We start from the raw sequence: 21,238 nt of genomic DNA, 5'->3' as shown, positions 1-21,238 counted from the left end.
CGTGCCGATCGCGATGGAAGAAAAGCTGCGCTTCGCGATCCGCGAAGGCGGCCGCACCGTCGGCGCCGGCATCGTCGCATCCATCGTCGAGTAATTCGAAGGCGGCCGCTCCATCCGAGTGGCCGATTCGATGACAATAATATGATGCAAGCGGCTTTAGCCGCTTGCTTATGACATGGAAATGTTGCAAATGGCGCGCGAGCGCGATTTGCGCGCTGCTTCGCATAGCGAAGTGGCCAGTGAAATTAACAATAAGGTGGGTCGAAAGGCCTAAAGAGTGGATGGGGATGCCGTCGTCGGCGTCCCTCTCGATCTTTGAAACCGGTGGTCCGCCTTAGGAAACAGAACAATCCGTGCCGCTTTTTTGAGGCACGCGAGATAACAAACACAAGGATAACGTCGAATGAACGGCCAAAATATCCGCATTCGCCTGAAGGCGTTCGATCACCGGATTCTCGATGCTTCCACGCGCGAGATCGTGTCGACGGCGAAGCGCACCGGTGCTAGCGTCCGGGGCCCCGTTCCGCTTCCGACTCGTATCGAGAAGTTTACGGTTAACCGGTCCCCGCACATCGACAAGAAGAGCCGCGAGCAGTTCGAGATGCGCACGCATAAGCGCCTCCTCGACATCGTTGACCCGACCCCGCAGACGGTAGACGCGCTGATGAAGCTCGATCTCGCCGCTGGTGTCGATGTTGAGATCAAGCTCTGAGACCTGGTTCTCGAGCTGAGTGAGAAGGATTGAACCGATGCGTTCAGGTGTGATTGCACAAAAGGTGGGAATGACCCGCGTCTATAACGACGCCGGCGAGCATGTCCCGGTAACCGTATTGCGTTTGGATGGCTGCCAGGTCGTAGCCCAGCGCACAGTTGAAAAGAATGGCTACACCGCAGTTCAGCTCGGTGCCGGCCAGGCGAAAGTCAAGAACACGACGAAGGCCCTTCGCGGTCATTTCGCCGTTGCCAGCGTTGAACCGAAGGCCAAGCTTGTCGAATTCCGCGTTACGGACGACAACCTGCTGGAAATCGGCACCGAGCTTAAGGCCGCTCACTTCACGGCGGGCCAGCTCGTCGACGTGACCGGCACGACGATCGGTAAGGGCTTTGCCGGCGCTATCAAGCGCCACGGCTTCGGCGGTCTGCGCGCCACGCACGGTGTGTCGGTTTCGCACCGTTCGCACGGTTCGACCGGCTCGCGCCAGGACCCGGGCAAGGTGTTCAAGAACAAGAAGATGGCTGGTCACATGGGCCAGACGCGCGTCACGACGCAGAACCTCGAAGTGGTATCGACCGACGAAGATCGCGGTCTGATCCTCGTCAAGGGTGCTGTTCCCGGCTCCAAGGGTGCCTGGATCATCGTGCGCGATGCCGTCAAGTCGGCCGCGAAGTAAGGGAGCCAAACCAATGGAATTGAACGTCAAGACCCTCGAGGGAAAAGACGCCGGGAAGGTTTCCCTTTCTGATGCGATTTTCGGCCTTGAGCCGCGTGAAGACATTCTTGCCCGCGTCATTCGCTGGCAGCTTGCCAAGAAGCAGCAGGGCACGCACCAGGCAAAGGGCCGCGCGGACGTAGCGCGCACCGGCGCCAAGATGTACAAGCAGAAGGGTACGGGCCGCGCCCGTCACCATTCGGCTCGCGCTCCGCAGTTCCGCGGCGGTGGTAAGGCTCACGGCCCGGTTGCCCGCAGCCACGAGCATGACCTGCCGAAGAAGGTTCGCGCCCTCGGCCTGCGTCACGCTCTGTCGGCCAAGCTGAAGTCCGAAGACGTCATCGTCATCGACAGCCTGGTTGCAGCCGATGCAAAGACCAAGGCTCTGGCCAGCACCTTCGAGACGCTCGGCCTGACCAACGCGCTCTTCATCGGTGGTGCCGAGCTCGACAACAACTTCAAGCTCGCGGCCCAGAACATCCCGAACATCGATGTTCTGCCGATCCAGGGCATCAACGTTTACGACATCCTGCGTCGCGGCAAGCTCGTGCTGTCCAAGGCTGCAGTTGAAGCTCTAGAGGAGCGATTCAAGTGACGGATCTTCGCCATTACGATGTGATCGTTTCTCCTGCGATCACCGAAAAGTCCACGCTGGTTTCGGATAACAACCAGGTTGTTTTCAACGTTGCCAAGACCGCGACGAAGCCTGAAATCAAGGCTGCCGTCGAAGCGCTGTTCGGCGTCAAGGTCACGGCCGTCAACACTCTGCTGCGCAAGGGCAAGACCAAGCGATTTAAAGGTCTCGTCGGCAAGCAGAAGGACGTGAAGAAGGCTGTTGTGACGCTCGCCGAAGGCCAGTCGATCGACGTCTCCACCGGTCTCTGAGGAATAAGAAAATGGCATTGAAAACATTCAATCCGACGACCCCGAGCCAGCGTCAGCTGGTCATCGTCGACCGGTCCTCGCTCTACAAGGGCAAGCCGGTCAAGGCGCTGACGGAAGGCCTGACCTCCAAGGGCGGCCGCAACAACACCGGCCGTATCACCGTGCGTTTCCAGGGTGGCGGTCACAAGCGCAGCTATCGTCTGGTCGACTTCAAGCGTCGCAAGTTCGACGTCGAGGCGACTGTCGAGCGTATCGAATACGATCCGAACCGTACCGCTTACATCGCTCTGGTGACGTATACGGACGGCGAGCAGGCCTACATCCTCGCTCCGCAGCGTCTTGCTTCGGGCGACAAGGTCATCGCTTCGGACAAGGCCGTGGACGTGAAGCCGGGCAACACCATGCCGCTTCAGTTCATCCCGGTCGGCTCCATCATCCACAATGTGGAAATGAAGCCGGGCAAGGGCGGTCAGATCGCTCGCTCCGCCGGTTCCTACGCCCAGCTCGTTGGTCGTGACCAGGGCATGGCGATCCTTCGCCTGAACTCGGGCGAACAGCGCCTCGTGCATGGCACCTGCCTGGCCACGATCGGCGCGGTTTCCAACCCGGATCACGGCAACATCAACGATGGCAAGGCCGGTCGTTCGCGTTGGCGTGGCAAGAAGCCGCATAACCGCGGTGTTGTCATGAACCCTGTCGACCACCCGCACGGCGGTGGTGAAGGCCGCACCTCCGGTGGTCGCCATCCGGTGACCCCGTGGGGCAAGCCGACCAAGGGCAAGCGTACGCGGTCGAACAAGTCGACCGACAAGATGATCATGCGCTCGCGCCATCAGCGCAAGAAGTAAGAGAGGAAGTCTCAAGTGGCTCGTTCAGTATGGAAAGGTCCGTTTGTTGACGGCTATCTTCTCAAGAAGGCTGAGAAGGTGCGCGAAGGCGGACGTAGCGAAGTAATCAAGATGTGGAGCCGTCGCTCTACCATCATGCCGCAGTTCGTTGGCCTCACCTTTGGTGTCTACAACGGCAGCAAGCACATTCCGGTCAGCGTCAATGAAGACATGGTCGGACACAAGTTCGGCGAGTTCGCCCCGACCCGTACCTATTATGGTCACGGTGCGGACAAGAAGGCGAAGAGGAAGTAACAATGGGCAAGGCAAAAACCGAACGCCGGCTGAAGGACAATGAGGCGCAGGCAGTTGCGCGCACGCTCCGTGTCAGCCCGCAGAAGCTCAACCTGGTCGCGGCTTCGATCCGCGGCAAGAAGGTTGACCGCGCGCTCGCAGAGCTGGAATTCTCGCGCAAGCGTATTGCTGGCGCCGTGAAGAAGACGCTCGAATCCGCGATCGCCAACGCAGAAAACAACCACGATCTCGACGTTGACTCGCTGGTCGTGGCGGAAGCTTACGTCGGCAAGTCCATCGTCATGAAGCGTTTCCACGCTCGTGGCCGTGGCCGCGCATCGCGTATCGAACGTCCCTTCGCTCATCTGACGATCGTCGTTCGCGAAGTGGAAGCTCAAGAGGAGGCCGCATAATGGGTCAGAAAATCAATCCAATCGGTTTTCGTCTTGGCATCAACCGTACCTGGGATAGCCGCTGGTTCGCGGACAATGCCGAGTATGGCCAGCTTCTCCACGAAGACCTGAAGATGCGCAAGTTCGTCATGAACGAACTGAAGCAGGCAGGTATCTCCAAGGTGGTCATCGAGCGCCCGCACAAGAAGTGCCGCGTCACGATCCACTCGGCTCGTCCGGGCCTGATCATCGGCAAGAAGGGCGCTGACATCGACAAGCTCCGCAAGAAGCTGTCGGACATGACGAATTCCGAAACGCACCTCAACATCGTTGAAGTTCGCAAGCCGGAAATCGACGCGACGCTGGTTGCCCAGTCGATCGCTCAGCAGCTCGAGCGCCGTGTTGCTTTCCGTCGCGCCATGAAGCGCGCCGTTCAGTCCGCGATGCGTCTTGGCGCCGAAGGCATCAAGATCACCTGCGCCGGCCGTCTCGGTGGTGCTGAAATCGCGCGTACGGAATGGTATCGCGAAGGTCGCGTGCCGCTGCATACGCTGCGCGCCGACATCGACTACGGTACGGCAGAAGCAGAAACCGCATTCGGCATCTGCGGCATCAAGGTCTGGATCTTCAAGGGCGAAATCCTTGAGCACGATCCGATGGCCTCCGAACGCCGCGCGCTCGAAGGCGACGCCCAGGGTCCGGCTAGCCGCGATCGCGATAGAGACCGCCGCCGCGACAACGCTTGATAGCGTACGTGGCAGATAAGTTCGGAGAATAAGAAAATGTTGCAACCAAAGCGTACGAAGTACCGTAAGCAGTTCAAGGGTCGCATCAAGGGCGTCGCCAAGGGCGGTTCTGATCTGGCTTTCGGCGAATTCGGTCTGAAGGCGCAGGAACCTAACCGCGTCAACGCTCGCGAAATCGAAGCGGCTCGCCGCGCGATCACGCGCTACATGAAGCGCGCCGGCCGTGTATGGATCCGTGTTTTCCCGGATGTTCCGGTGACGGCAAAGCCGACCGAAGTCCGTATGGGTAAAGGTAAGGGTTCCGTCGAATACTGGGCATGCAAGGTCAAGCCCGGCCGCATGATGTTCGAGATCGACGGTGTGAGCGAAGAAATCGCTCGTGAGGCTCTGCGCCTCGGCTCCGCCAAGCTCTCGGTCAAGACGCGCTTCGTTCAGCGCATTGCAGAGTAAGGAAGAAGCTCATGAAAGCCGCAGATGTTCGCGCCCTGAGCGCCGACCAACTCAAGGACGAGCTTGCCAAGCTGAAGAAGGAGCAGTTCAACCTGCGCTTTCAGAAGGCGACCGGCCAGCTTGAGAAGTCCTCGCGCATCAACGAAGTTCGCAAGGACATCGCTCGCGTGAAAACCATTGCCCGCCAGAAGGCGGCAGAAGCAAAGGCTTAAAGGAAGAATAACATGCCGAAGCGCATTCTGCAGGGCGTCGTGGTCAGCGACAAGAACGAGAAGACGGTAGTTGTCCGCGTTGAGCGTCGTTTCGCTCACCCGCTGCTCCAGAAGACCGTTCGTCGTTCCAAGAAGTACAAGGCTCACGACGAAAACAATCAGTACAAGGTCGGCGACGTCGTTTCCATCGAGGAATGCGCGCCGATCTCCAAGGACAAGACCTGGACGGTCGTTTCCGCCCAGTCCAAGTAACAGAATTTCGCTCAGGCCCTTGCGCTTGGGCGAAATATCTGTATGAAGCACGAGCTTGGAAGCAGGACGCTCGAGAACGGGCGTTCTTTTGCTTTATTGATGGCCGGCGAAGGCGACCCTGGTGGTCCCGGGCGCCGGTAAAATCAGACAAGACACTAGTCCATAAGCCGGGGTAGGGGGCTGTTCAGCCCAACCATTCCGGTAACAACAAGAAGGCGACCTGACATGATTCAGATGCAAACAAACCTCGACGTGGCGGATAATTCCGGCGCACGTCGTGTCATGTGCATCAAGGTGCTGGGCGGCTCGAAGCGCAAGTATGCCTCGATCGGCGACGTTATCGTCGTTTCGATCAAGGAAGCTATCCCGCGCGGCCGTGTGAAGAAGGGTGATGTGATGAAGGCGGTTGTTGTTCGTACCGCCAAGGACATCCGTCGTCCGGATGGCAGCGTCATCCGCTTCGATACCAACGCAGCAGTCCTCATCGACAACAAGAAAGAGCCGATCGGCACCCGTATCTTCGGACCGGTTCCGCGCGAACTTCGCGCCAAGAACCACATGAAGATCATCTCGCTGGCTCCAGAAGTACTGTAAGGAGCGGAGCGATGCAGAAGATCCGTAAGGGCGACAAGGTCGTCGTATTGACCGGTAAGGACAAGGGCCGCACCGGCGAAGTCATTCAAGTGCTGCCGAAGGAAGACCGCGCGGTCGTTCGTGGCGTCAACGTCATCAAGCGCCACCAGCGCCAGACGCAGAACCAGGAAGCCGGCATCATCAGCAAGGAAGCCCCGCTTCACCTGTCCAACATTGCGATCGTCGACAAGGACGGCAAGCCGACCCGCGTCGGTTTCAAGGTTGTAGACGGCAAGAAGGTCCGCGTGGCCAAGACCTCGGGAGAAGTGATCGATGGCTGAGGTAAAGTACGAGCCGCGGCTCAAGAAGGAATATGTTGCCCGCATTCGCGCGGCGATGCAGGAGAAGTTCTCCTACCCCAACGAAATGCAGATCCCGAAGCTGGACAAGATCGTGATCAACATGGGCGTTGGCGAAGCGACGGCTGATTCGAAGAAGCCGACCGTTGCTGCCGCAGACCTCGCAGCGATCGCCGGCCAGAAGCCGGTCATCACCCGCGCGCGCAACTCCATCGCTGGCTTCAAGGTCCGCGAAAATATGCCGATCGGCGCCAAGGTGACGCTGCGCGGCGCCCGCATGTATGAGTTCCTGGATCGTCTGGTCAACATCGCGCTCCCGCGCGTTCGCGACTTCCGCGGCCTGAACCCGAAGAGCTTTGACGGTCGTGGCAATTTCGCCATGGGCATCAAGGAGCACATTGTGTTCCCTGAGATCAACTACGACAAGGTTGATCAGATGTGGGGCATGGACATCATCGTTTGCACGACGGCGACGACCGACGACGAAGCACGGGCTCTTCTGAAAGAGTTCAACTTCCCGTTCCGTCAATAACCGTAACGACGAGCGTAGAAAAGGAACCCTGATATGGCGAAGACAAGCGCAGTTGAAAAGAACAAGCGCCGCCGCAATACGGTTGCCAACCAGGCCGCGAAGCGCGCTGCCCTGAAGGCAATCATCATGAACCAGTCTCTCTCGATCGAAGACCGGTTCAAGGCCACCCTGAAGCTGGCATCGCTCCCGCGCGATGGATCGAAGACCCGTATTCGCAACCGTTGCGAAGTATCTGGCCGTCCGCGCGCCTATTACCGCAAACTGCGCATGTCGCGTATCGCGCTGCGTGAACTCGGCAATCTCGGCAAGGTGCCGGGCATCGTCAAGTCGAGCTGGTAAGGAGCAGATTAGATGACCATGACTGATCCTTTGGGCGATATGCTCACCCGCATCCGCAATGGCGCTTCGCGCCGCAAGTCGTCGGTTTCGACGCCTGCGTCCAAGCTCCGTGCGCGTGTTCTCGATGTTCTCCAGGCTGAAGGCTACATCCGTGGCTATTCCGTCGTCGATTTCGGCAACGGCAAGTCTGAGCTCAGCATCGAACTCAAGTACTATGAAGGCGCATCGGTGATCCGCGAGATCGGCCGTGTGTCCAAGCCGGGCCGCCGAGTTTATGTCTCGGTCAAGTCCATTCCGCAGGTCGCGAACGGTCTCGGTATCATCATCCTTTCGACTCCGAAGGGTGTGATGGCTGATCACCAGGCTCGTGAACAGAATGTTGGTGGCGAGGTTCTTTGCTCGGTCTTCTAAGATCGAGCATGGATCTCCTTCGAAACAGACAGGTTTGAAAAATGTCTCGTATCGGTAAAAAGCCCGTTCAGGTACCTGCAGGAATCACGGCCACGGTTGATGGCCAGAAGGTGACTGCCAAGGGCCCCAAGGGCGAACTGTTTTTCGTTGCTAACGACGAAATCGGTCTCAAGCTGGAAGATAACGCAATCGTCGTTACGCCGCTTAGCAACTCCAAGGACGCTCGTTCGAAGTGGGGCATGTCCCGCACGATGATCGAGAACATCCTGAAGGGTGTTAAGGATGGCTACGAGCGCAAGCTCGAAATCAACGGCGTCGGCTACCGTGCCGCCATGCAGGGCAAGAACCTGCAGCTCGCGCTCGGCTTCAGCCACGACGTGATTTACGAGCCGCCGCAGGGCATCACCATTGCTGTGCCGAAGCCGACGGAAATCGTCGTCACCGGCATCAACAAGCAGCAGGTCGGCCAGGTTGCAGCTGAAATCCGCGAATATCGCGGTCCCGAGCCCTACAAAGGCAAGGGTGTTAAGTATGCCGGCGAGCGGATCGTCCGCAAAGAAGGCAAGAAGAAGTAAGGATCACGCGAAATGGCTAGCAGGAAAGAAGCACTTGCACGTCGTGCCAACCGCGTGCGTCGTCAACTCAAGTCGGTGGCCAATGGCCGTCCGCGCCTGTCGGTTCATCGCTCGTCGAAGAACATCTACGCCCAGGTCATCGATGATGTGGCCGGCAAGACGCTTGCGTCCGCCTCCACCCTCGACAAGGATCTGCGCGGTTCTCTGAAGACCGGTGCCGACACCGCAGCCGCAGCCCTCGTTGGCAAGCTCGTCGCCGAGCGCGCCTCCAAGGCCGGCGTCAAGGAAGTCGTGTTCGATCGCGGCGCCTTCATCTACCACGGCCGCATCAAGGCTCTGGCTGAAGCAGCCCGCGAAGGCGGTCTGTCCTTCTAAGCAGGTTTCCGGCCGATGACCCCTGGTCGCCGGCCGGATATTCACCGGACCGCAGGTTTTCCCTCGGGGAGGGCATGCGGTCTTCATTTTGTTTGCCGATTGCACCCGGAAAAGAAAAAGGAAGAGGACAATGGCACAGGAAAAGAGGGCTCCGCGGGAAGACCGTCAGAGCCGTGAAGAGCGCGATAGCGAATTCGTCGACAAGCTGGTCGCGATCAACCGCGTCGCCAAGGTTGTAAAGGGTGGCCGCCGTTTCGGTTTCGCCGCTCTCGTCGTCGTCGGTGACCAGAAGGGCCGCGTCGGCTTCGGTCATGGCAAGGCACGCGAAGTGCCGGAAGCCATCCGCAAGGCAACCGAAAGCGCCAAGCGCGACATGATTTTCGTACCGCTGCGCGACGGCCGTACGCTGCATCACGACGTCCATGGCCGTCATGGCGCCGGCAAGGTTCTGCTGCGCTCGGCCAAGGTCGGTACCGGTATCATCGCCGGCGGTCCGATGCGCGCCGTTTTCGAAACGCTCGGCGTTCATGACGTCGTCGCCAAGTCGACCGGCTCGTCGAACCCGTACAACATGGTTCGCGCCACGTTCGACGCCCTGAAGCACCAGGTTCACCCGAAGGACATCGCAGCTCAGCGCGGCATCAAGTATGCCACCCTGCAGGCTCGTCGTTCCGCTTCGGGCAACGCCTCCGAAGAATAAGGGAGTTTGACCTATGGCCAAGACGACCAAGAAGGCAGAAGCCAAGGCGACCGTTACGGTCGAACAGATTGGCAGCCCCATCCGCCGTCCGGATGTTCAGCGTCAGACGCTGATCGGTCTCGGACTGAACAAGCTGCACCGTCGCCGCACGCTGGAAGATACTCCGGCCGTTCGTGGCATGATCCGTGCTGTCCAGCATCTCGTTCGCGTCGTCGACGAGAAGTAAGCCGGAGGTATTCGCTATGAAACTGAATGAGATCAAGGACAACGAAGGTTCGACCCACAGCCGCAAGCGCCTCGGCCGCGGCATCGGCTCCGGCTCCGGCAAGACCGGCGGCCGTGGTGTGAAGGGTCAGAAGTCCCGTTCGGGCGTTGCCATCAACGGCTTCGAAGGCGGTCAGATGCCCATCTACCGTCGCCTGCCGAAGCGCGGCTTCAACAACATCTTCGCTTCCGACTACGTCGTCGTATCCCTGGCTCGCATCCAGGCTGCGGTTGACGCCGGCAAGCTCGATGCCAAGTCGACTGTCGATGCCGCTGCCCTCAAGGCTGCCGGCGTGATTCGCCGCGTCAAGGATGGCGTGCGCGTACTCTCGGATGGCGAACTGAAGGCGAAGCTGTCGCTGGAAGTTGCAGGCGCCTCCAAGACCGCGGTCGAAAAGATCGAAAAGGCCGGCGGCTCCATCAAGCTGCTCGCTTCTGCCGCAGAATAATATTATCAATAAGTCGCCCGGGGTGCTTCACACCGGGCGATTTTGCTCCCATATGTGAGCCTCACGAACCTGATTGATGCAGCAGTGTCTTTCCGGTGAAAAACGGGAACCGAGGGTGAGGCATCCGATTGCAGTGCAATCCGTCCGAAGCCCGGCTTTTGAACAATTTACAGACTGATTCCGGACCCGGCCGATGATGCCGGAATTGGTAGTGCGGAGATTTGAATGGCTTCTGCAGCGGAACAATTGGCGTCCAATCTCAATTTTTCGACCTTCGCCAAAGCCGAGGATCTCAAGAAGCGCCTGTGGTTCACGCTTGGCGCTCTCCTTGTCTACCGACTGGGAACCCATATCCCGCTTCCGGGTCTTAACCCGCTGGCCTATGCCCAGGCTTTCCAGAATCAGTCGGGCGGCATTCTCGGCCTCTTCAACATGTTTTCCGGCGGTGCCGTTCAGCGCATGGCGATCTTCGCGCTCGGCATCATGCCCTACATCTCCGCTTCGATCATCGTTCAGCTCATGACCTCTGTCGTGCCGGCGCTCGAGAACCTGAAGAAGGAAGGCGAGCAGGGCCGCAAGATCATCAACCAGTACACCCGCTACGGCACCGTGTTGCTCGGCGTATTGCAGGCCTATGGCATTGCGATCGGCCTTGAGCACGGCAACGGTGTTGTTCTCGATCCGGGCTGGTTCTTCCGCATTTCCACCGTCATCTCGCTGCTTGGCGGCACGATGTTCCTGATGTGGCTCGGCGAGCAGGTGACCTCGCGCGGTATCGGCAATGGTATTTCGCTGATCATCTTCGCAGGCATCGCCGCCGGTCTTCCGAACGCGCTTGCCGGAACGCTCGAACTTGGCCGCACCGGCGCCCTGTCGACGGGCCTCATTCTCGCCGTCCTCGTCGTGGCGATCCTGGTCATCGCGCTGATCGTCTTCGTGGAGCGCGCCCAGCGCCGCCTGCTGATCCAGTATCCGAAGCGCCAGGTCGGTACCCGCATGTTCCAGGGCGACACCTCGCATTTGCCGCTGAAGCTCAATACGTCGGGCGTCATCCCGGCGATCTTCGCGTCGTCGCTGCTGCTGCTGCCGGCAACGGTTGCCGGTCTCGGCAACAATACGGCATTGCCGACCTGGGTCACCTCGATCGTCGCCGCCCTTGGCCACGGCCAGCCGATCTACATGGTGCTGTACGCCGGCCTGATCGCTTTCTTCGCCTTCTTCTATACCGCTCTGGTCTTCAATCCGAAGGATACGGCCGACAATCTGAAGAAGCATGGCGGCTTCATTCCGGGCATCCGTCCGGGCGAGCGCACCGCCGAATATATCGACTATGTGCTGACCCGCATCACCGTGATCGGCGCGATCTATCTCGTCTTCGTCTGCATCCTGCCCGAAATTCTCGTGTCCCAGACCGGTATTCCGCTGGCCCTGGGTGGCACTTCGCTTCTGATCGTGGTTAGCGTAACGCTGGATACGGTGGCGCAGATTCAGGGTCACCTGATCGCACAGCAATACGAAGGCCTGATCAAGAAATCGAAGTTGCGTGGAGGAAAGAGGGGGCGATGAGATTGATACTTTTGGGGCCGCCGGGTGCAGGTAAGGGAACCCAGGCCCAGCGTATCGTGGAAAAGCATGGCATCCCGCAGCTTTCCACGGGGGATATGCTGAGGGCCGCGGTAGCGGCCGGGACTGAAGTAGGCAAGCGCGCCAAGGCCGTGATGGACGCCGGCAAGCTTGTTTCGGACGACATCGTCAACGCTATCGTATCTGAACGTATCGATCAGCCGGATTGCGCCAGGGGATTCATCCTCGACGGTTTTCCGCGCACGCTCGTGCAGGCGGATGCGACAGAAGCGATGCTGAAGGCGAAGGGTCTCGACCTTTCTGCCGTCATCGAGATCAAGGTGGACGACGCCGTGCTCGCCGACCGTATCTCGGGTCGCTATACCTGCGCCAATTGCGGCGCCGGCTATCACGACGAAAACCTGCGTCCCAGGGTGGAGGGTGTGTGCGACCGTTGCGGTTCGACGCATTTCAAGCGCCGGGCCGACGACAACAGGGAAACCGTTGTCGAGCGTCTGCAGGTCTACTACAAGGAAACCTCTCCGCTCATCGGTTACTACTATGCCAAGGGCAAGCTCAGGTCGGTCGACGGCATGGCCGACATCGAGCATGTGACCGCCGATATCGAGGCTATCCTCTCTGAGCTTTAGATAGCTTAAAATAAACTTGCCGGGAGCGGTTGCTTTTTTGCACTGATTCCGCTAAACACCGCGCCAACTCGCGACATGCCATGCGATCGGCGCGGATTTCCACCGGGAAGTCCGGGTACGGTCGTTTTGACGTGTTGCGGACCTAAGTCGAACAAGCAGCCCCAGGGCTGCATAACAAAGCCCTTTGCCTAGGCAAAAGGAATGCAAGGAGAACAGGCGTGGCTCGTATCGCTGGCGTCAACATCCCGACTGCAAAGCGCGTAGTTATTGCGCTTCGCTACATTCACGGGATCGGACCGAAGTTTGCACAGGAAATCTGCGAGAAGGTCGGTATTCCGGCTGAGCGTCGCGTCAATCAGCTGACGGACGCCGAAGTTCTGCAGATCCGCGAAACCATCGACCGCGACTATCAGGTCGAGGGCGATCTTCGTCGCGAAACCGCGATGAACATTAAGCGTCTGATGGATCTGGGCAGCTACCGCGGCCTGCGTCATCGTCGCGGCCTGCCGGTTCGCGGCCAGCGCACCCATACCAATGCCCGCACCCGCAAGGGCCCGGCAAAGGCTATTGCTGGTAAGAAGAAGTAATTTCCGGGAAGCCGGATGTTGGAGGCTGGCGGTCTGCGCCGGCCTCTTTTGAGTTTGGAGCGGGGCCGCAAGGGCGCCGTTCCGGTGTAGCCGCTGGCGTTACGGCGGTGCAGAGATCCAAGAAAGGACTATCATGGCCAAGGAAGCCGTCCGCGTTCGCCGTCGCGAGCGCAAGAATATCACGTCGGGCGTTGCGCACGTCAACTCGACCTTCAACAACACGATGATCACCATCACCGACGCACAGGGCAACGCGATTGCCTGGTCGTCCGCTGGTGCCAAGGGCTTCAAGGGTTCGCGCAAGTCGACCCCGTTCGCTGCCCAGATCGCTGCTGAAGACTGCGCCAAGAAGGCCCAGGAACATGGCATGAAGTCGCTGGAAGTCGAAGTTTGCGGTCCGGGCTCCGGTCGTGAATCCGCTCTGCGCGCGCTCCAGGCTGCCGGTTTCATGATCACGTCCATCCGCGACGTGACGCCGATCCCGCACAATGGTTGCCGCCCGCGCAAGAAGCGCCGCGTCTGATCATCGCCACTCACGACACCGGCCGGCGCGACTGTGCCCAGCCCGGTGCTTCTCAAGCTCGGTTGTCACGATTGGATGGTGACAACGAACGGAAGGCAAGAATATGATTCAGAAAAACTGGCAGGAACTGATCAAGCCGAACAAGGTCGAGTTCACCTCGAGCGGCCGCACCAAGGCAACGCTCGTGGCCGAACCGCTGGAGCGTGGCTTCGGTCTTACCCTCGGCAACGCGCTGCGCCGCGTTCTGCTGTCCTCTCTGCGCGGTGCCGCTGTGACGGCCGTGCAGATCGACGGCGTGCTGCATGAGTTCTCCTCTATCCCGGGTGTTCGGGAAGACGTGACGGACATCGTGCTGAACATCAAGGAAATCGCCATCAAGATGGACGGCGATGACAGCAAGCGCATGGTCGTCCGCAAGCAGGGCCCAGGCGTGGTCACGGCTGGCGACATCCAGACGGTCGGCGATATCGAAATCCTCAACCCCGAGCATGTCATCTGCACGCTCGACGAGGGCGCCGAAATCCGCATGGAATTCACCGTCAACAACGGCAAGGGCTACGTCCCGGCCGAACGTAATCGTGCGGAAGATGCTCCGATCGGTCTCATCCCGGTCGATAGCCTTTATTCGCCGGTCAAGAAGGTGTCCTACAAGGTAGAAAATACCCGCGAAGGACAGGTTCTCGACTACGACAAGCTGAGCATGTCGATCGAAACCGATGGTTCGATCACCGGTGAAGATGCCGTCGCTTTCGCGGCTCGCATCCTCCAGGATCAGCTTGGCGTCTTCGTCAACTTCGACGAACCGCAGAAGGAAACCGAAGAGGAAGCAGTTACCGAACTCGCTTTCAACCCGGCTCTCCTCAAGAAGGTGGACGAACTGGAACTGTCCGTTCGCTCGGCAAACTGCCTGAAGAACGACAACATCGTCTACATCGGCGACCTCATTCAGAAGACCGAAGCAGAGATGCTCCGCACGCCGAATTTTGGTCGCAAGTCGCTGAACGAAATCAAGGAAGTTCTCGCTTCCATGGGCCTGCACCTCGGCATGGAAGTGCCGGCATGGCCGCCCGAGAACATCGAAGATCTCGCCAAGCGTTACGAAGACCAATACTAACGTTTCAAACGGCAGGCGAATGAAGCCTGCAAGTGAAGGAGAATAGCCATGCGCCACGGTAAAGCCGGCCGCAAGCTGAATAGAACCGCTAGCCACCGTAAGGCGATGTTCGCCAACATGGCGGCTTCGCTCATCACCCATGAGCAGATCGTCACCACGCTCCCGAAGGCGAAGGAAATTCGTCCGATCGTCGAGAAGCTGGTTACCCTCGGCAAGCGCGGTGACCTGCACGCTCGTCGTCAGGCCATCTCGCAGATCCGCGACGCCGCCGTCGTTTCGAAGCTCTTCGACGCGATCGCAACGCGCTACGCCACCCGCAACGGCGGCTACCTGCGCATCATGAAGGCCGGCTTCCGCCAGGGCGACAATGCCGCTCTCGCAGTCGTCGAATTCGTCGATCGCGACACCTCCGCCAAGGGCGCAGCCGACAAGGCTCGCGTTGCCGCCGAGGAAGAAGCCGCAGCCGCTTAAGGCTCGCTTCGTATAAGAATCGAAAGGCCGGATGAGCGATCATCCGGCCTTTTTGCATATTTTGCATATGAGGATGGCTGATGGAGGCGTTCGTCACGCACGAACGATCCGGATAAGTGTTCCTCAGTCCGTCAATCCCAGGCGCCGGAGCGCATCGTCGGCGAGGCGGTGCAACTCGGTCCGCGTGGCGCCATCGGCAGCCTGCACCGCCATGCCTTGCGATATGGCGAACAGAAGCCGCGCCAGATCGGCGGCATTGGTATCCGGCGGCAAGTCCCCTTCGGCAATCGCCCGCTCCAGACGCTCCTGCAACAGTGTCCGAGCCGCAGCCCGGCGTTGGATGAGGATCTGCCTGATCGGCTGCGAATCGTCGCTACAGACGAGGGCGGCGTGCATTTCGAGGCAGCCATGCGGGTAGTCGGGGTTCGTTTGCGCGTCGGCCGCCGAGCGCAGCAGGTATCGCGCCACAGCCGCCGCATTGGGCTGCGCAACGGCGTCGCGCGCATAGACCGCATGATCATGGCCGTAGCGTTCGATGACCTTGAGAAAAAGCTGCTCCTTGTTGCCGAAGGTCGCATAGAGGCTGGGGCGGGTAATGCCCATGGCGTCCGTCAAATCGGAGAGGGACGTGCCCTCGTAGCCTTTCTCCCAAAATTGCTTCAAGGCGCAGTCGAGCGCCTGATCGATATCGAATTCCCGCGGGCGTCCCATGATTTGTGTCCAATTTTAGATCGATCGGTACATAACAGGATTGACGGCCGCAGTCGATAATTTTATATCGATCAGTAATATACCGATCGATATAAAATTGATGGAACGATGATGCTGAAGGCGGATGAGGTCTCGATAAGAGTATGGCTGGCGATATGCTCCGTGGCCGCGGGCACCTTTGCCCTCGTCACGACAGAATTCCTGCCTGTAGGTCTTCTCAACGGCATCGCCCGTGAGATGGGCGTGTCGATAGGGCGGGCCGGGATGATGGTGACGGTCCCCGGCCTGGTGGCGGCAATTGCGGGGCCGCTTCTCATGCTTGCGGCGGGACGCATCAATCGCCGGCTTGGCCTTTTGACCATGACCCTTCTGTTGGCTGTTTCAAACGGCCTGGCTGCGTTTGCCGAGAGCTTTGCGGTATTGCTGTTCGCCAGGTTCCTGCTGGGACTGGCCGTCGCCGGCTTTTGGGCGCTTGCGGTTGCCGCTGCCGCGCGCCTCGTGCCGGATCACAAGATCGGGCTGGCATTCGCGGTGATCTTGTCGGGCGTTTCGATTGGCACCGTAGCTGGCGTGCCAGCCGGAACGCTGCTCGGGGAATTGGCGGGATGGCGCATGGCTTTCGTCGCCAATGCAGCCTTTGCGGTGCTTGTCCTGTTCGCTCAGATCGTTCTCTTGCCGTCACTGCCGACGACAAAGGGCGTTCGTTTCAGCGACATGACAGCCTTGTTTGCCCTCCCGGCGGCTCGCGTGGGCCTGTTCGCAACCGGCTTTCTGGTCACAGGCCATTTCGTCGCCTATACCTATATCACCTCGCTGCTGGTCGATCTCGCCGGGATCGATGGGGTCTATGTCACGCCGATTCTGCTGGCCTATGGTGTCGCCGCTTTTGCCGGAAACTTTGTTGCCGGAACGCTGGTCAATTCGCATTTGCGGGAAACGCTGATCGGCGTGGGCTTTCTCATTGCGATGGCAACCGCCCTGTTTGCATTGATCGGCGGGATCGAGGCGGCAGCCATCATGCTGGTGATCGCATGGGGCTTCGCCTTCGGCGGTCTGCCCGTTTCTCTCCAGACATGGATGTACCGCTCCTCCATCCATTCGCCAGAAAGCGGGCAGGTGGTCTTCAACTCGCTGTTTCAATGGGCTTTGGCTGCCGGCGCGTTGGCCGGCGGCGAAACGGTGGACCGCGTGGGAATTCTGGGGACCGCATGGCTCGGCTCGGCATTGGCCCTGGTCGCCGTTTTCACCGTGGCATTCTACGCAGGCAGCCGGCCAATCGATCCCGCCGTGCAAAAGGCGACCAACTGAGGCTCGCTTCGGAGACGGGATCAGAAAGGTCGGATGAGCGATCATCAGGCCCTTGGCGTTCTCCGCATGAGGGCGTGCTGTTTTCGGCTCGGCGATATTATTGCGGAATATGAACGTGTTTCTTGATGTGTTTCAGATTGGCGACGATGGTGAAGCTCATGATGACAAGAAGAGACCAGGAGCTCCATTTTCCGATGTGGACTGCAGACCAGGCGCCGAGCTGATTTGGGTATCTCCAGATACCGAAAAAGGTGCTGATGTTTTCCGCCAGCCAGATGAAGAAACCGATCAGTATGAAGGATAGCAGTAGTGGCATTCGACGATCGCTGTCATAGGGACGGAAGATCACCGTTGAGCGCGCATAGAGCCCCAGTGTGCAGGCCATAATATACCAGCGATAGTCAGCGATATAATGGTGCGTGAAGAAATTGGCGTAGATGGCGACCGAGATTAGGCCGGCCATCCAGTATGGCGGATGATGCTTGATGCGAAGATCGAGCAGGCGCCATGCCTGGATGATGTAGCTGCCGATCGCGGCATACATGAAGCCGGAAAATAGCGGGACGCCGAAAAGCTTGGTATAGGCAAAGTCCGGATAGGCCCAGGATTGTACGTTGCCCGACGTTTTGAAGACTTCGAGTGCAAAGCCAACGACATGGAAGAGGCAGACGGCCTTCAGCTCGTCGATACTTTCGAGCTTCGTCCAAACCATCCAGATTTGGATGGCGAGCGCAATGATCAGCAGGACATCGTAGCGTGGGATATGAAGGATACCCGCTTCCGGAACCGTGAAGATCGCCAGGAAAAACAACCCCACGAAAAGACAGGCGCGCGCCTCCTTTATGCCGAAGAATAGAAGCTCGACGGCGAAGCGACGGATGCCTTTCAGATCGGAATGGGCAGGTACGCGGGTGAGATAGTTATCGAGAGACGGCAACAGTTTTTCGAGGGCAGCGGCTTTCGACATTCAACGGTTCTCGCTCTCGGCGTGGATGACGTCTCGGATAACAATGCTGATGACTGGAAGAGCGTGGCGAAATTACAGCCCAACATTGTATCGGCACGCGTGAATTTTCCGTATCCACAGTCAACTTGTCTGCTCTTGCTTTTCATGGAGATGGCGGGTTACGAGCACCTGAGGGTGATGTCTGCGAGGGGCGATATTTGGAAGTCCGGAAAAGTGACTCATCGAGAAGGGTATTGCTGCTTTCAGCTCTCGCCCTGATCATCGCCTTTGGTCTTGCGCTCAGGCGGTTTGGATACGAGGCGCACCTGCCTTTTACGGTCGTCAAATATGGCGGCTCGATCCTCTGGGGATCGATGGTCTATCTCCTGCTCGCATCGATGCGAGTCACGGCGAAACATGGAAAGATCGCCGGAACCGCGGCATTGATTGCCATGTGCGTCGAATTTTTTCGGCTGGTTCACATGCCATGGCTGGACGCCTTTCGATTGACGACTGCAGGTGCTCTATTGCTGGGGCGAGTGTTTTCGTTGTGGAATATATTGGCCTATGCCGTGGGAATAGCTGCCGCTCTGGCGCTTGATGCCGTCATTTCAACGGGAAGAGAAGTCCGATAGAAGCCCGCCGGACGAAAGCTCGCCTTAGCTCTCTTCCTTGACTGCATAGCTGCCTTTCCAATTCGGCAGGTTCATTTCGTCCATATTGTTTGAATCCTAACTAATTTAATGCTAATAGGTAGCTATGAACACTCTCAACGACCTGCAGCGCATTTTTACCGCCAATCTTTTATCGACCGGGCGTCAGTGGCGGCGGGTGGTGGATCTTGCTTTGAGTTCCCATGGGGTATCGGAAGCATCGGCCGCGCCGCTGTTGTGGATCGGCCGTCTCGGCGGCGGCGTACGGCAGGTGGTTCTTGCCAATTATGTCGGCATCGAAGGTCCCTCGCTGGTGCGGTTGATCGATCAGCTTGAAAGCATGAACCTCGTCGTGCGCCGTGACGATCCGATCGATCGCCGGGCCAAGGGGTTGTGGCTGACGGCCGAGGGGGAGGTGCTCGCCGCGCGCATGGAGAAGGCCCTCGATGAGCTGCGGGGGGAAATTCTCGCCGACGTCGATAAGGCCGATATCGAGGCCGCGATCCGCGTGCTGAAGGCCTTCGAGGAATTCGAGATGCCGAAGCTGCCGGAAGAGCAGCGCGAGGATGCCTTATGATTTTCCCGTCCTGGCGTGACTGGCTGTTTTCCGCCAAGGCTTTCCTGGCGGCGATGCTCGCGCTGTTCATTGCCCTGTCACTGGATCTTCCGCGCCCCTATTGGGCCATGGCGGCGGTTTATGTGGTTGCCAATCCGCTGGCCGGGGCAACCAGCTCGAAAGCGCTTTTCCGTGCGCTGGGCACGCTGCTCGGGGCCTCGGCGGCGGTCTTTCTCGTTCCGCTCTTCGTCAATGCGCCGGAGCTCCTCTCCGTCGTGGTGGCGCTGTGGACCGGTACGCTGCTGTTCATATCGATGCTCGACCGGACCTCGCGCAGCTATGTCTTCATGCTGGCCGGTTATACGCTGCCGATGATCGCCCTGCCGACCGTTGGCTCGCCGGAAACGGTCTTCGACGTTGCGCTCGCCCGTTCCGAGGAGATCATCATCGGCATCGTCTGCGCCAGCGTCGTCAGTTCCATCATCTTCCCGACCAGCGTTCGCTCGGTCCTTGGCCAGCGCATCACGACTTGGCTCGATGATGCCGGCAGCTGGGCGGACGAGATCCTGCGCGGCGAGGGCGCTTCGCCGGCCACGCCGTTGAAACGTCAGAAGCTCGCCGCCGATGTCACCGGGCTCGACCTCATCATCAGCCAGCTGCGGTATGACGCGGACAGTCGCGATATCGTCCGCCATTCCCGCGAGCTCCGCGGCCGCCTGCTGATGCTGCTGCCGCTTTTCTCGTCGCTGGCGGATCGTCTGCACGCGTTGAAGGCGAGAGAGACCGTGTTGCCGCCGGAGCTGGTCGTGGTTCTGAACGAGGTCGCCGATTGGCTGCGCCAGGGCGACAGGAGCGAAGCCGATACGACCGCTGTCGTTCTCTCCCGCAAGATCGAGGCCCTACAGACTGCCGATCCCGAGCTGAACTGGGATGACCTCGTGCTTTCCAGCGCGCTCGCGCGACTGAGGGAAATCGTCGATCTATGGCAGGATTGTCTGACGCTGCGCCACGAAATCGTCGCCGGCAAGCAGGGAGGCGCCTGGCGCCCGGTCTTCCGTCATCGCGACGTCGTCGGGCGCAGCCGGCATTATGATTATGCGCTGCTGGCCTTCTCCGCCGGCTCGGTCGTCGTCGGCATCGCCGTTGCCTGCTTCTTCTGGATCGTATCCGGTTGGGAAGACGGCGCCGGCTTCGTGACCATGGCGGCCGTCGCCTGCTCCTTCTTCGCTGCCCTCGACCGGCCGGTGCCGTTCATCACATCGATGTTCGTCTGGTGCGCGGTGAGCCTGGTGATCGCCTTCGTCTATATCTTCGCCATCTTGCCCGGCATCAACAGCTATGAATTGCTCGTGCTCGCCTTCGCGCCACCTTTTCTGGCGCTCGGCCTGCTGATACCGCGGCCGCAATCGAACATGCTCGCCATGCTGCTGACGGTGAATGGCGCCACCTTCATCGCGCTGCAGGACCGCTACAGCGCCGATTTCACCACCTTCATCAACGGGGCGGTTGCCTCTCTGGCGGGTGTGGGTTTCGCGCTGGTCTGGACGCAGCTCACGCGGCCGTTCGGCGCTGAACTAGCAGCATCGCGGCTGGTGCGGGCCGGCTGGAGCGATCTTGCCGAGACCGCCGCCGGTGCGCGCCGGCGCGATCACGCGCGCCTGTCGGGCCGCATTCTCGATCGTCTTGGCCAGCTTGTTCCCCGCCTTGCCGCCGTCGAGGACCGCGAGTTGAAAAAGGTCGATGGCTATGCCGAGGTTCGCCTGGGCTTCAATGTGCTGATGCTCCAGAAGGAGCGCGAGCGCCTGACCACCGGCGGGTCCTCGTCGGTCGGCGCCGTTCTTTCCGGCGTCGCGGATTTCTATCGTTCCCGTCTTAAGCTCGGGCATGCCGTCGATCCGTCGGACGATCTGCGCCAGTCGATCGACCATAGTCTGGAGACGATTGCGCTCCGGGATGGAGCGGCGGGCCGCGCCAGCCTCGATGCCCTGGTCGGCCTGCGCCGGGCACTCTTCCCGCATGCGGAGCCGCCGGAGAGCTGGCGGCCGCCGGTGCCCGATACATCCTCACCATTACCCATTGCCGCCGAGTAAT

At 59.6% G+C, this 21,238-nt stretch carries 33 protein-coding genes and 1 pseudogene; 32 read left to right on the top strand and 2 right to left on the bottom strand.

What is annotated here, in order from left to right; all coding sequences use genetic code 11:
* The 28 genes and pseudogenes from FHX11_RS05400 to rplQ form a co-directional block, all read left to right on the top strand.
* A pseudogene (locus tag FHX11_RS05400) lies at positions 1-94 on the top strand (elongation factor Tu); the annotation flags it as partial.
* 309 nt (positions 95-403) lie between these two features.
* Entirely contained in the window at positions 404-712 is a 309-nt protein-coding gene (gene rpsJ / locus FHX11_RS05395; protein ID WP_003547547.1) for a 30S ribosomal protein S10, read from the top strand.
* Between the two features lie 37 nt (positions 713-749).
* Entirely contained in the window at positions 750-1,391 is a 642-nt protein-coding gene (gene rplC / locus FHX11_RS05390; protein ID WP_184355721.1) for a 50S ribosomal protein L3, read from the top strand.
* Between the two features lie 13 nt (positions 1,392-1,404).
* The gene (gene rplD, locus FHX11_RS05385) at positions 1,405-2,025 is read left to right on the top strand and encodes a 50S ribosomal protein L4 (RefSeq protein WP_028753973.1); all 621 of its coding nucleotides are present in this window, start codon (positions 1,405-1,407) and stop codon (positions 2,023-2,025) included.
* On the top strand, positions 2,022-2,315 hold the full coding sequence (locus FHX11_RS05380; protein WP_028753972.1) for a 50S ribosomal protein L23: 294 nt from the start codon (positions 2,022-2,024) through the stop codon (positions 2,313-2,315). Before rplD ends, FHX11_RS05380 begins: the two co-directional genes overlap by 4 nt.
* A gap of 11 nt (positions 2,316-2,326) precedes the next feature.
* The gene (gene rplB, locus FHX11_RS05375; RefSeq protein ID WP_184355719.1) at positions 2,327-3,163 is read left to right on the top strand and encodes a 50S ribosomal protein L2; all 837 of its coding nucleotides are present in this window, start codon (positions 2,327-2,329) and stop codon (positions 3,161-3,163) included.
* Between the two features lie 15 nt (positions 3,164-3,178).
* Positions 3,179-3,457: a 30S ribosomal protein S19 gene (gene rpsS, locus FHX11_RS05370; protein WP_004118389.1), complete on the top strand. Its 279-nt coding sequence runs from the start codon at positions 3,179-3,181 to the stop codon at positions 3,455-3,457.
* A 2-nt stretch (positions 3,458-3,459) separates the two neighbouring features.
* Positions 3,460-3,849: a 50S ribosomal protein L22 gene (rplV, locus tag FHX11_RS05365; protein WP_015339603.1), complete on the top strand. Its 390-nt coding sequence runs from the start codon at positions 3,460-3,462 to the stop codon at positions 3,847-3,849.
* Complete coding sequence (gene rpsC, locus FHX11_RS05360; protein ID WP_004118393.1) at positions 3,849-4,574, top strand: 30S ribosomal protein S3; 726 nt, start codon at positions 3,849-3,851, stop codon at positions 4,572-4,574. The genes rplV and rpsC overlap by 1 nt, the downstream gene beginning before the upstream one ends.
* A gap of 36 nt (positions 4,575-4,610) precedes the next feature.
* Complete coding sequence (gene rplP / locus FHX11_RS05355; RefSeq protein WP_003573792.1) at positions 4,611-5,024, top strand: 50S ribosomal protein L16; 414 nt, start codon at positions 4,611-4,613, stop codon at positions 5,022-5,024.
* Positions 5,025-5,035: 11 nt separating this feature from the next.
* Positions 5,036-5,236, top strand: coding sequence for a 50S ribosomal protein L29 (gene rpmC / locus FHX11_RS05350; protein ID WP_007690763.1), 201 nt, complete (start codon positions 5,036-5,038; stop codon positions 5,234-5,236).
* A gap of 12 nt (positions 5,237-5,248) precedes the next feature.
* A complete protein-coding gene (gene rpsQ, locus FHX11_RS05345; RefSeq protein WP_004118399.1) occupies positions 5,249-5,488 on the top strand; it encodes a 30S ribosomal protein S17 in 240 nt (79 codons plus the stop codon).
* A gap of 225 nt (positions 5,489-5,713) precedes the next feature.
* Positions 5,714-6,082, top strand: coding sequence for a 50S ribosomal protein L14 (rplN, locus tag FHX11_RS05340; protein ID WP_003573790.1), 369 nt, complete (start codon positions 5,714-5,716; stop codon positions 6,080-6,082).
* Between the two features lie 11 nt (positions 6,083-6,093).
* Entirely contained in the window at positions 6,094-6,402 is a 309-nt protein-coding gene (gene rplX / locus FHX11_RS05335) for a 50S ribosomal protein L24 (RefSeq protein WP_069611900.1), read from the top strand.
* A complete protein-coding gene (gene rplE, locus FHX11_RS05330; RefSeq protein ID WP_184355717.1) occupies positions 6,395-6,952 on the top strand; it encodes a 50S ribosomal protein L5 in 558 nt (185 codons plus the stop codon). The genes rplX and rplE overlap by 8 nt, the downstream gene beginning before the upstream one ends.
* Positions 6,953-6,985: 33 nt before the next feature.
* Positions 6,986-7,291 carry a 30S ribosomal protein S14 gene (gene rpsN / locus FHX11_RS05325; RefSeq protein WP_004118406.1) on the top strand — a complete coding sequence of 102 codons (306 nt, stop codon included), beginning with the start codon at positions 6,986-6,988 and terminating at the stop codon, positions 7,289-7,291.
* Positions 7,292-7,303: 12 nt separating this feature from the next.
* Positions 7,304-7,702, top strand: coding sequence for a 30S ribosomal protein S8 (rpsH, locus tag FHX11_RS05320; RefSeq protein ID WP_184355715.1), 399 nt, complete (start codon positions 7,304-7,306; stop codon positions 7,700-7,702).
* 41 nt (positions 7,703-7,743) lie between these two features.
* On the top strand, positions 7,744-8,277 hold the full coding sequence (rplF, locus tag FHX11_RS05315; RefSeq protein ID WP_184355713.1) for a 50S ribosomal protein L6: 534 nt from the start codon (positions 7,744-7,746) through the stop codon (positions 8,275-8,277).
* A 12-nt stretch (positions 8,278-8,289) separates the two neighbouring features.
* A complete protein-coding gene (gene rplR, locus FHX11_RS05310; RefSeq protein WP_184355711.1) occupies positions 8,290-8,652 on the top strand; it encodes a 50S ribosomal protein L18 in 363 nt (120 codons plus the stop codon).
* Positions 8,653-8,782: 130 nt separating this feature from the next.
* Positions 8,783-9,352: a 30S ribosomal protein S5 gene (rpsE, locus tag FHX11_RS05305; RefSeq protein ID WP_184355709.1), complete on the top strand. Its 570-nt coding sequence runs from the start codon at positions 8,783-8,785 to the stop codon at positions 9,350-9,352.
* A gap of 13 nt (positions 9,353-9,365) precedes the next feature.
* Positions 9,366-9,578 (top strand): 50S ribosomal protein L30, encoded by a 213-nt coding sequence (gene rpmD / locus FHX11_RS05300; protein WP_184355707.1) that lies wholly within the window; start codon positions 9,366-9,368, stop codon positions 9,576-9,578.
* A gap of 16 nt (positions 9,579-9,594) precedes the next feature.
* Positions 9,595-10,065, top strand: a complete 471-nt coding sequence (rplO, locus tag FHX11_RS05295) for a 50S ribosomal protein L15 (protein ID WP_184355705.1) — start codon at positions 9,595-9,597, stop codon at positions 10,063-10,065.
* A 225-nt stretch (positions 10,066-10,290) separates the two neighbouring features.
* The gene (gene secY, locus FHX11_RS05290; protein ID WP_184355703.1) at positions 10,291-11,631 is read left to right on the top strand and encodes a preprotein translocase subunit SecY; all 1,341 of its coding nucleotides are present in this window, start codon (positions 10,291-10,293) and stop codon (positions 11,629-11,631) included.
* Complete coding sequence (locus FHX11_RS05285) at positions 11,628-12,278, top strand: adenylate kinase (RefSeq protein WP_184355701.1); 651 nt, start codon at positions 11,628-11,630, stop codon at positions 12,276-12,278. The genes secY and FHX11_RS05285 overlap by 4 nt, the downstream gene beginning before the upstream one ends.
* Positions 12,279-12,496: 218 nt before the next feature.
* Positions 12,497-12,865, top strand: coding sequence for a 30S ribosomal protein S13 (gene rpsM, locus FHX11_RS05280; RefSeq protein ID WP_004118424.1), 369 nt, complete (start codon positions 12,497-12,499; stop codon positions 12,863-12,865).
* Between the two features lie 133 nt (positions 12,866-12,998).
* On the top strand, positions 12,999-13,388 hold the full coding sequence (gene rpsK, locus FHX11_RS05275) for a 30S ribosomal protein S11 (protein ID WP_004118426.1): 390 nt from the start codon (positions 12,999-13,001) through the stop codon (positions 13,386-13,388).
* A gap of 103 nt (positions 13,389-13,491) precedes the next feature.
* Positions 13,492-14,502, top strand: a complete 1,011-nt coding sequence (locus FHX11_RS05270) for a DNA-directed RNA polymerase subunit alpha (protein WP_184355699.1) — start codon at positions 13,492-13,494, stop codon at positions 14,500-14,502.
* A gap of 48 nt (positions 14,503-14,550) precedes the next feature.
* Positions 14,551-14,973 (top strand): 50S ribosomal protein L17, encoded by a 423-nt coding sequence (rplQ, locus tag FHX11_RS05265; protein ID WP_068386087.1) that lies wholly within the window; start codon positions 14,551-14,553, stop codon positions 14,971-14,973.
* Positions 14,974-15,096: 123 nt separating this feature from the next.
* On the opposite strand, the gene FHX11_RS05260 is transcribed toward rplQ, so the two are convergent.
* On the bottom strand, positions 15,097-15,684 hold the full coding sequence (locus tag FHX11_RS05260; protein ID WP_184355697.1) for a TetR/AcrR family transcriptional regulator: 588 nt from the start codon (positions 15,682-15,684) through the stop codon (positions 15,097-15,099).
* A gap of 108 nt (positions 15,685-15,792) precedes the next feature.
* On the opposite strand from FHX11_RS05260, the gene FHX11_RS05255 reads away from it, so the two are divergent.
* Entirely contained in the window at positions 15,793-16,992 is a 1,200-nt protein-coding gene (locus tag FHX11_RS05255) for an MFS transporter (RefSeq protein ID WP_184355694.1), read from the top strand.
* Positions 16,993-17,089: 97 nt separating this feature from the next.
* Here FHX11_RS05255 and FHX11_RS05250 read toward each other — a convergent pair whose 3' ends face one another.
* Positions 17,090-17,959 (bottom strand): DUF817 domain-containing protein, encoded by an 870-nt coding sequence (locus FHX11_RS05250; RefSeq protein ID WP_184355692.1) that lies wholly within the window; start codon positions 17,957-17,959, stop codon positions 17,090-17,092.
* A gap of 233 nt (positions 17,960-18,192) precedes the next feature.
* Here FHX11_RS05250 and FHX11_RS05245 point away from each other — a divergent pair, with 233 nt between their 5' ends.
* The 3 genes from FHX11_RS05245 (at position 18,193) to FHX11_RS05235 (ending at position 21,237) form a co-directional block, all read left to right on the top strand.
* The gene (locus tag FHX11_RS05245; protein ID WP_246780882.1) at positions 18,193-18,573 is read left to right on the top strand and encodes a DUF2809 domain-containing protein; all 381 of its coding nucleotides are present in this window, start codon (positions 18,193-18,195) and stop codon (positions 18,571-18,573) included.
* A 124-nt stretch (positions 18,574-18,697) separates the two neighbouring features.
* Positions 18,698-19,168 carry a MarR family transcriptional regulator gene (locus tag FHX11_RS05240; RefSeq protein ID WP_184355688.1) on the top strand — a complete coding sequence of 157 codons (471 nt, stop codon included), beginning with the start codon at positions 18,698-18,700 and terminating at the stop codon, positions 19,166-19,168.
* The gene (locus FHX11_RS05235) at positions 19,165-21,237 is read left to right on the top strand and encodes an FUSC family protein (RefSeq protein WP_184355686.1); all 2,073 of its coding nucleotides are present in this window, start codon (positions 19,165-19,167) and stop codon (positions 21,235-21,237) included. Before FHX11_RS05240 ends, FHX11_RS05235 begins: the two co-directional genes overlap by 4 nt.
* Position 21,238 lies beyond the last annotated feature (1 nt).

It is taken from the genome of Rhizobium sp. BK602 (assembly GCF_014195095.1).
Taxonomy (GTDB): Bacteria; Pseudomonadota; Alphaproteobacteria; order Rhizobiales; family Rhizobiaceae; genus Rhizobium.
Note: the sequence above shows the minus strand (reverse complement) of the source record. Positions and strands in the feature narration are given on the sequence as shown.

Excerpts from the sequence above, each read along its gene's own strand:
- rpsJ (WP_003547547.1), top strand. The coding sequence starts at position 404 with ATGAACGGCCAAAATATCCGCATTCGCCTGAAGGCGTTCGATCACCGG.
- rplC (WP_184355721.1), top strand. The coding sequence starts at position 750 with ATGCGTTCAGGTGTGATTGCACAAAAGGTGGGAATGACCCGCGTCTAT.
- rplD (WP_028753973.1), top strand. The coding sequence starts at position 1,405 with ATGGAATTGAACGTCAAGACCCTCGAGGGAAAAGACGCCGGGAAGGTT.
- rplB (WP_184355719.1), top strand. The coding sequence starts at position 2,327 with ATGGCATTGAAAACATTCAATCCGACGACCCCGAGCCAGCGTCAGCTG.
- rplV (WP_015339603.1), top strand. The coding sequence starts at position 3,460 with ATGGGCAAGGCAAAAACCGAACGCCGGCTGAAGGACAATGAGGCGCAG.
- rpsC (WP_004118393.1), top strand. The coding sequence starts at position 3,849 with ATGGGTCAGAAAATCAATCCAATCGGTTTTCGTCTTGGCATCAACCGT.
- rplP (WP_003573792.1), top strand. The coding sequence starts at position 4,611 with ATGTTGCAACCAAAGCGTACGAAGTACCGTAAGCAGTTCAAGGGTCGC.
- rpmC (WP_007690763.1), top strand. The coding sequence starts at position 5,036 with ATGAAAGCCGCAGATGTTCGCGCCCTGAGCGCCGACCAACTCAAGGAC.
- rpsQ (WP_004118399.1), top strand. The coding sequence starts at position 5,249 with ATGCCGAAGCGCATTCTGCAGGGCGTCGTGGTCAGCGACAAGAACGAG.
- rplN (WP_003573790.1), top strand. The coding sequence starts at position 5,714 with ATGATTCAGATGCAAACAAACCTCGACGTGGCGGATAATTCCGGCGCA.
- rplX (WP_069611900.1), top strand. The coding sequence starts at position 6,094 with ATGCAGAAGATCCGTAAGGGCGACAAGGTCGTCGTATTGACCGGTAAG.
- rplE (WP_184355717.1), top strand. The coding sequence starts at position 6,395 with ATGGCTGAGGTAAAGTACGAGCCGCGGCTCAAGAAGGAATATGTTGCC.
- rpsN (WP_004118406.1), top strand. The coding sequence starts at position 6,986 with ATGGCGAAGACAAGCGCAGTTGAAAAGAACAAGCGCCGCCGCAATACG.
- rpsH (WP_184355715.1), top strand. The coding sequence starts at position 7,304 with ATGACCATGACTGATCCTTTGGGCGATATGCTCACCCGCATCCGCAAT.
- rplF (WP_184355713.1), top strand. The coding sequence starts at position 7,744 with ATGTCTCGTATCGGTAAAAAGCCCGTTCAGGTACCTGCAGGAATCACG.
- rplR (WP_184355711.1), top strand. The coding sequence starts at position 8,290 with ATGGCTAGCAGGAAAGAAGCACTTGCACGTCGTGCCAACCGCGTGCGT.
- rpsE (WP_184355709.1), top strand. The coding sequence starts at position 8,783 with ATGGCACAGGAAAAGAGGGCTCCGCGGGAAGACCGTCAGAGCCGTGAA.
- rpmD (WP_184355707.1), top strand. The coding sequence starts at position 9,366 with ATGGCCAAGACGACCAAGAAGGCAGAAGCCAAGGCGACCGTTACGGTC.
- rplO (WP_184355705.1), top strand. The coding sequence starts at position 9,595 with ATGAAACTGAATGAGATCAAGGACAACGAAGGTTCGACCCACAGCCGC.
- secY (WP_184355703.1), top strand. The coding sequence starts at position 10,291 with ATGGCTTCTGCAGCGGAACAATTGGCGTCCAATCTCAATTTTTCGACC.
- FHX11_RS05285 (WP_184355701.1), top strand. The coding sequence starts at position 11,628 with ATGAGATTGATACTTTTGGGGCCGCCGGGTGCAGGTAAGGGAACCCAG.
- rpsK (WP_004118426.1), top strand. The coding sequence starts at position 12,999 with ATGGCCAAGGAAGCCGTCCGCGTTCGCCGTCGCGAGCGCAAGAATATC.
- FHX11_RS05270 (WP_184355699.1), top strand. The coding sequence starts at position 13,492 with ATGATTCAGAAAAACTGGCAGGAACTGATCAAGCCGAACAAGGTCGAG.
- rplQ (WP_068386087.1), top strand. The coding sequence starts at position 14,551 with ATGCGCCACGGTAAAGCCGGCCGCAAGCTGAATAGAACCGCTAGCCAC.
- FHX11_RS05260 (WP_184355697.1), bottom strand. The coding sequence starts at position 15,684 with ATGGGACGCCCGCGGGAATTCGATATCGATCAGGCGCTCGACTGCGCC.
- FHX11_RS05255 (WP_184355694.1), top strand. The coding sequence starts at position 15,793 with ATGATGCTGAAGGCGGATGAGGTCTCGATAAGAGTATGGCTGGCGATA.
- FHX11_RS05250 (WP_184355692.1), bottom strand. The coding sequence starts at position 17,959 with ATGTCGAAAGCCGCTGCCCTCGAAAAACTGTTGCCGTCTCTCGATAAC.
- FHX11_RS05240 (WP_184355688.1), top strand. The coding sequence starts at position 18,698 with ATGAACACTCTCAACGACCTGCAGCGCATTTTTACCGCCAATCTTTTA.
- FHX11_RS05235 (WP_184355686.1), top strand. The coding sequence starts at position 19,165 with ATGATTTTCCCGTCCTGGCGTGACTGGCTGTTTTCCGCCAAGGCTTTC.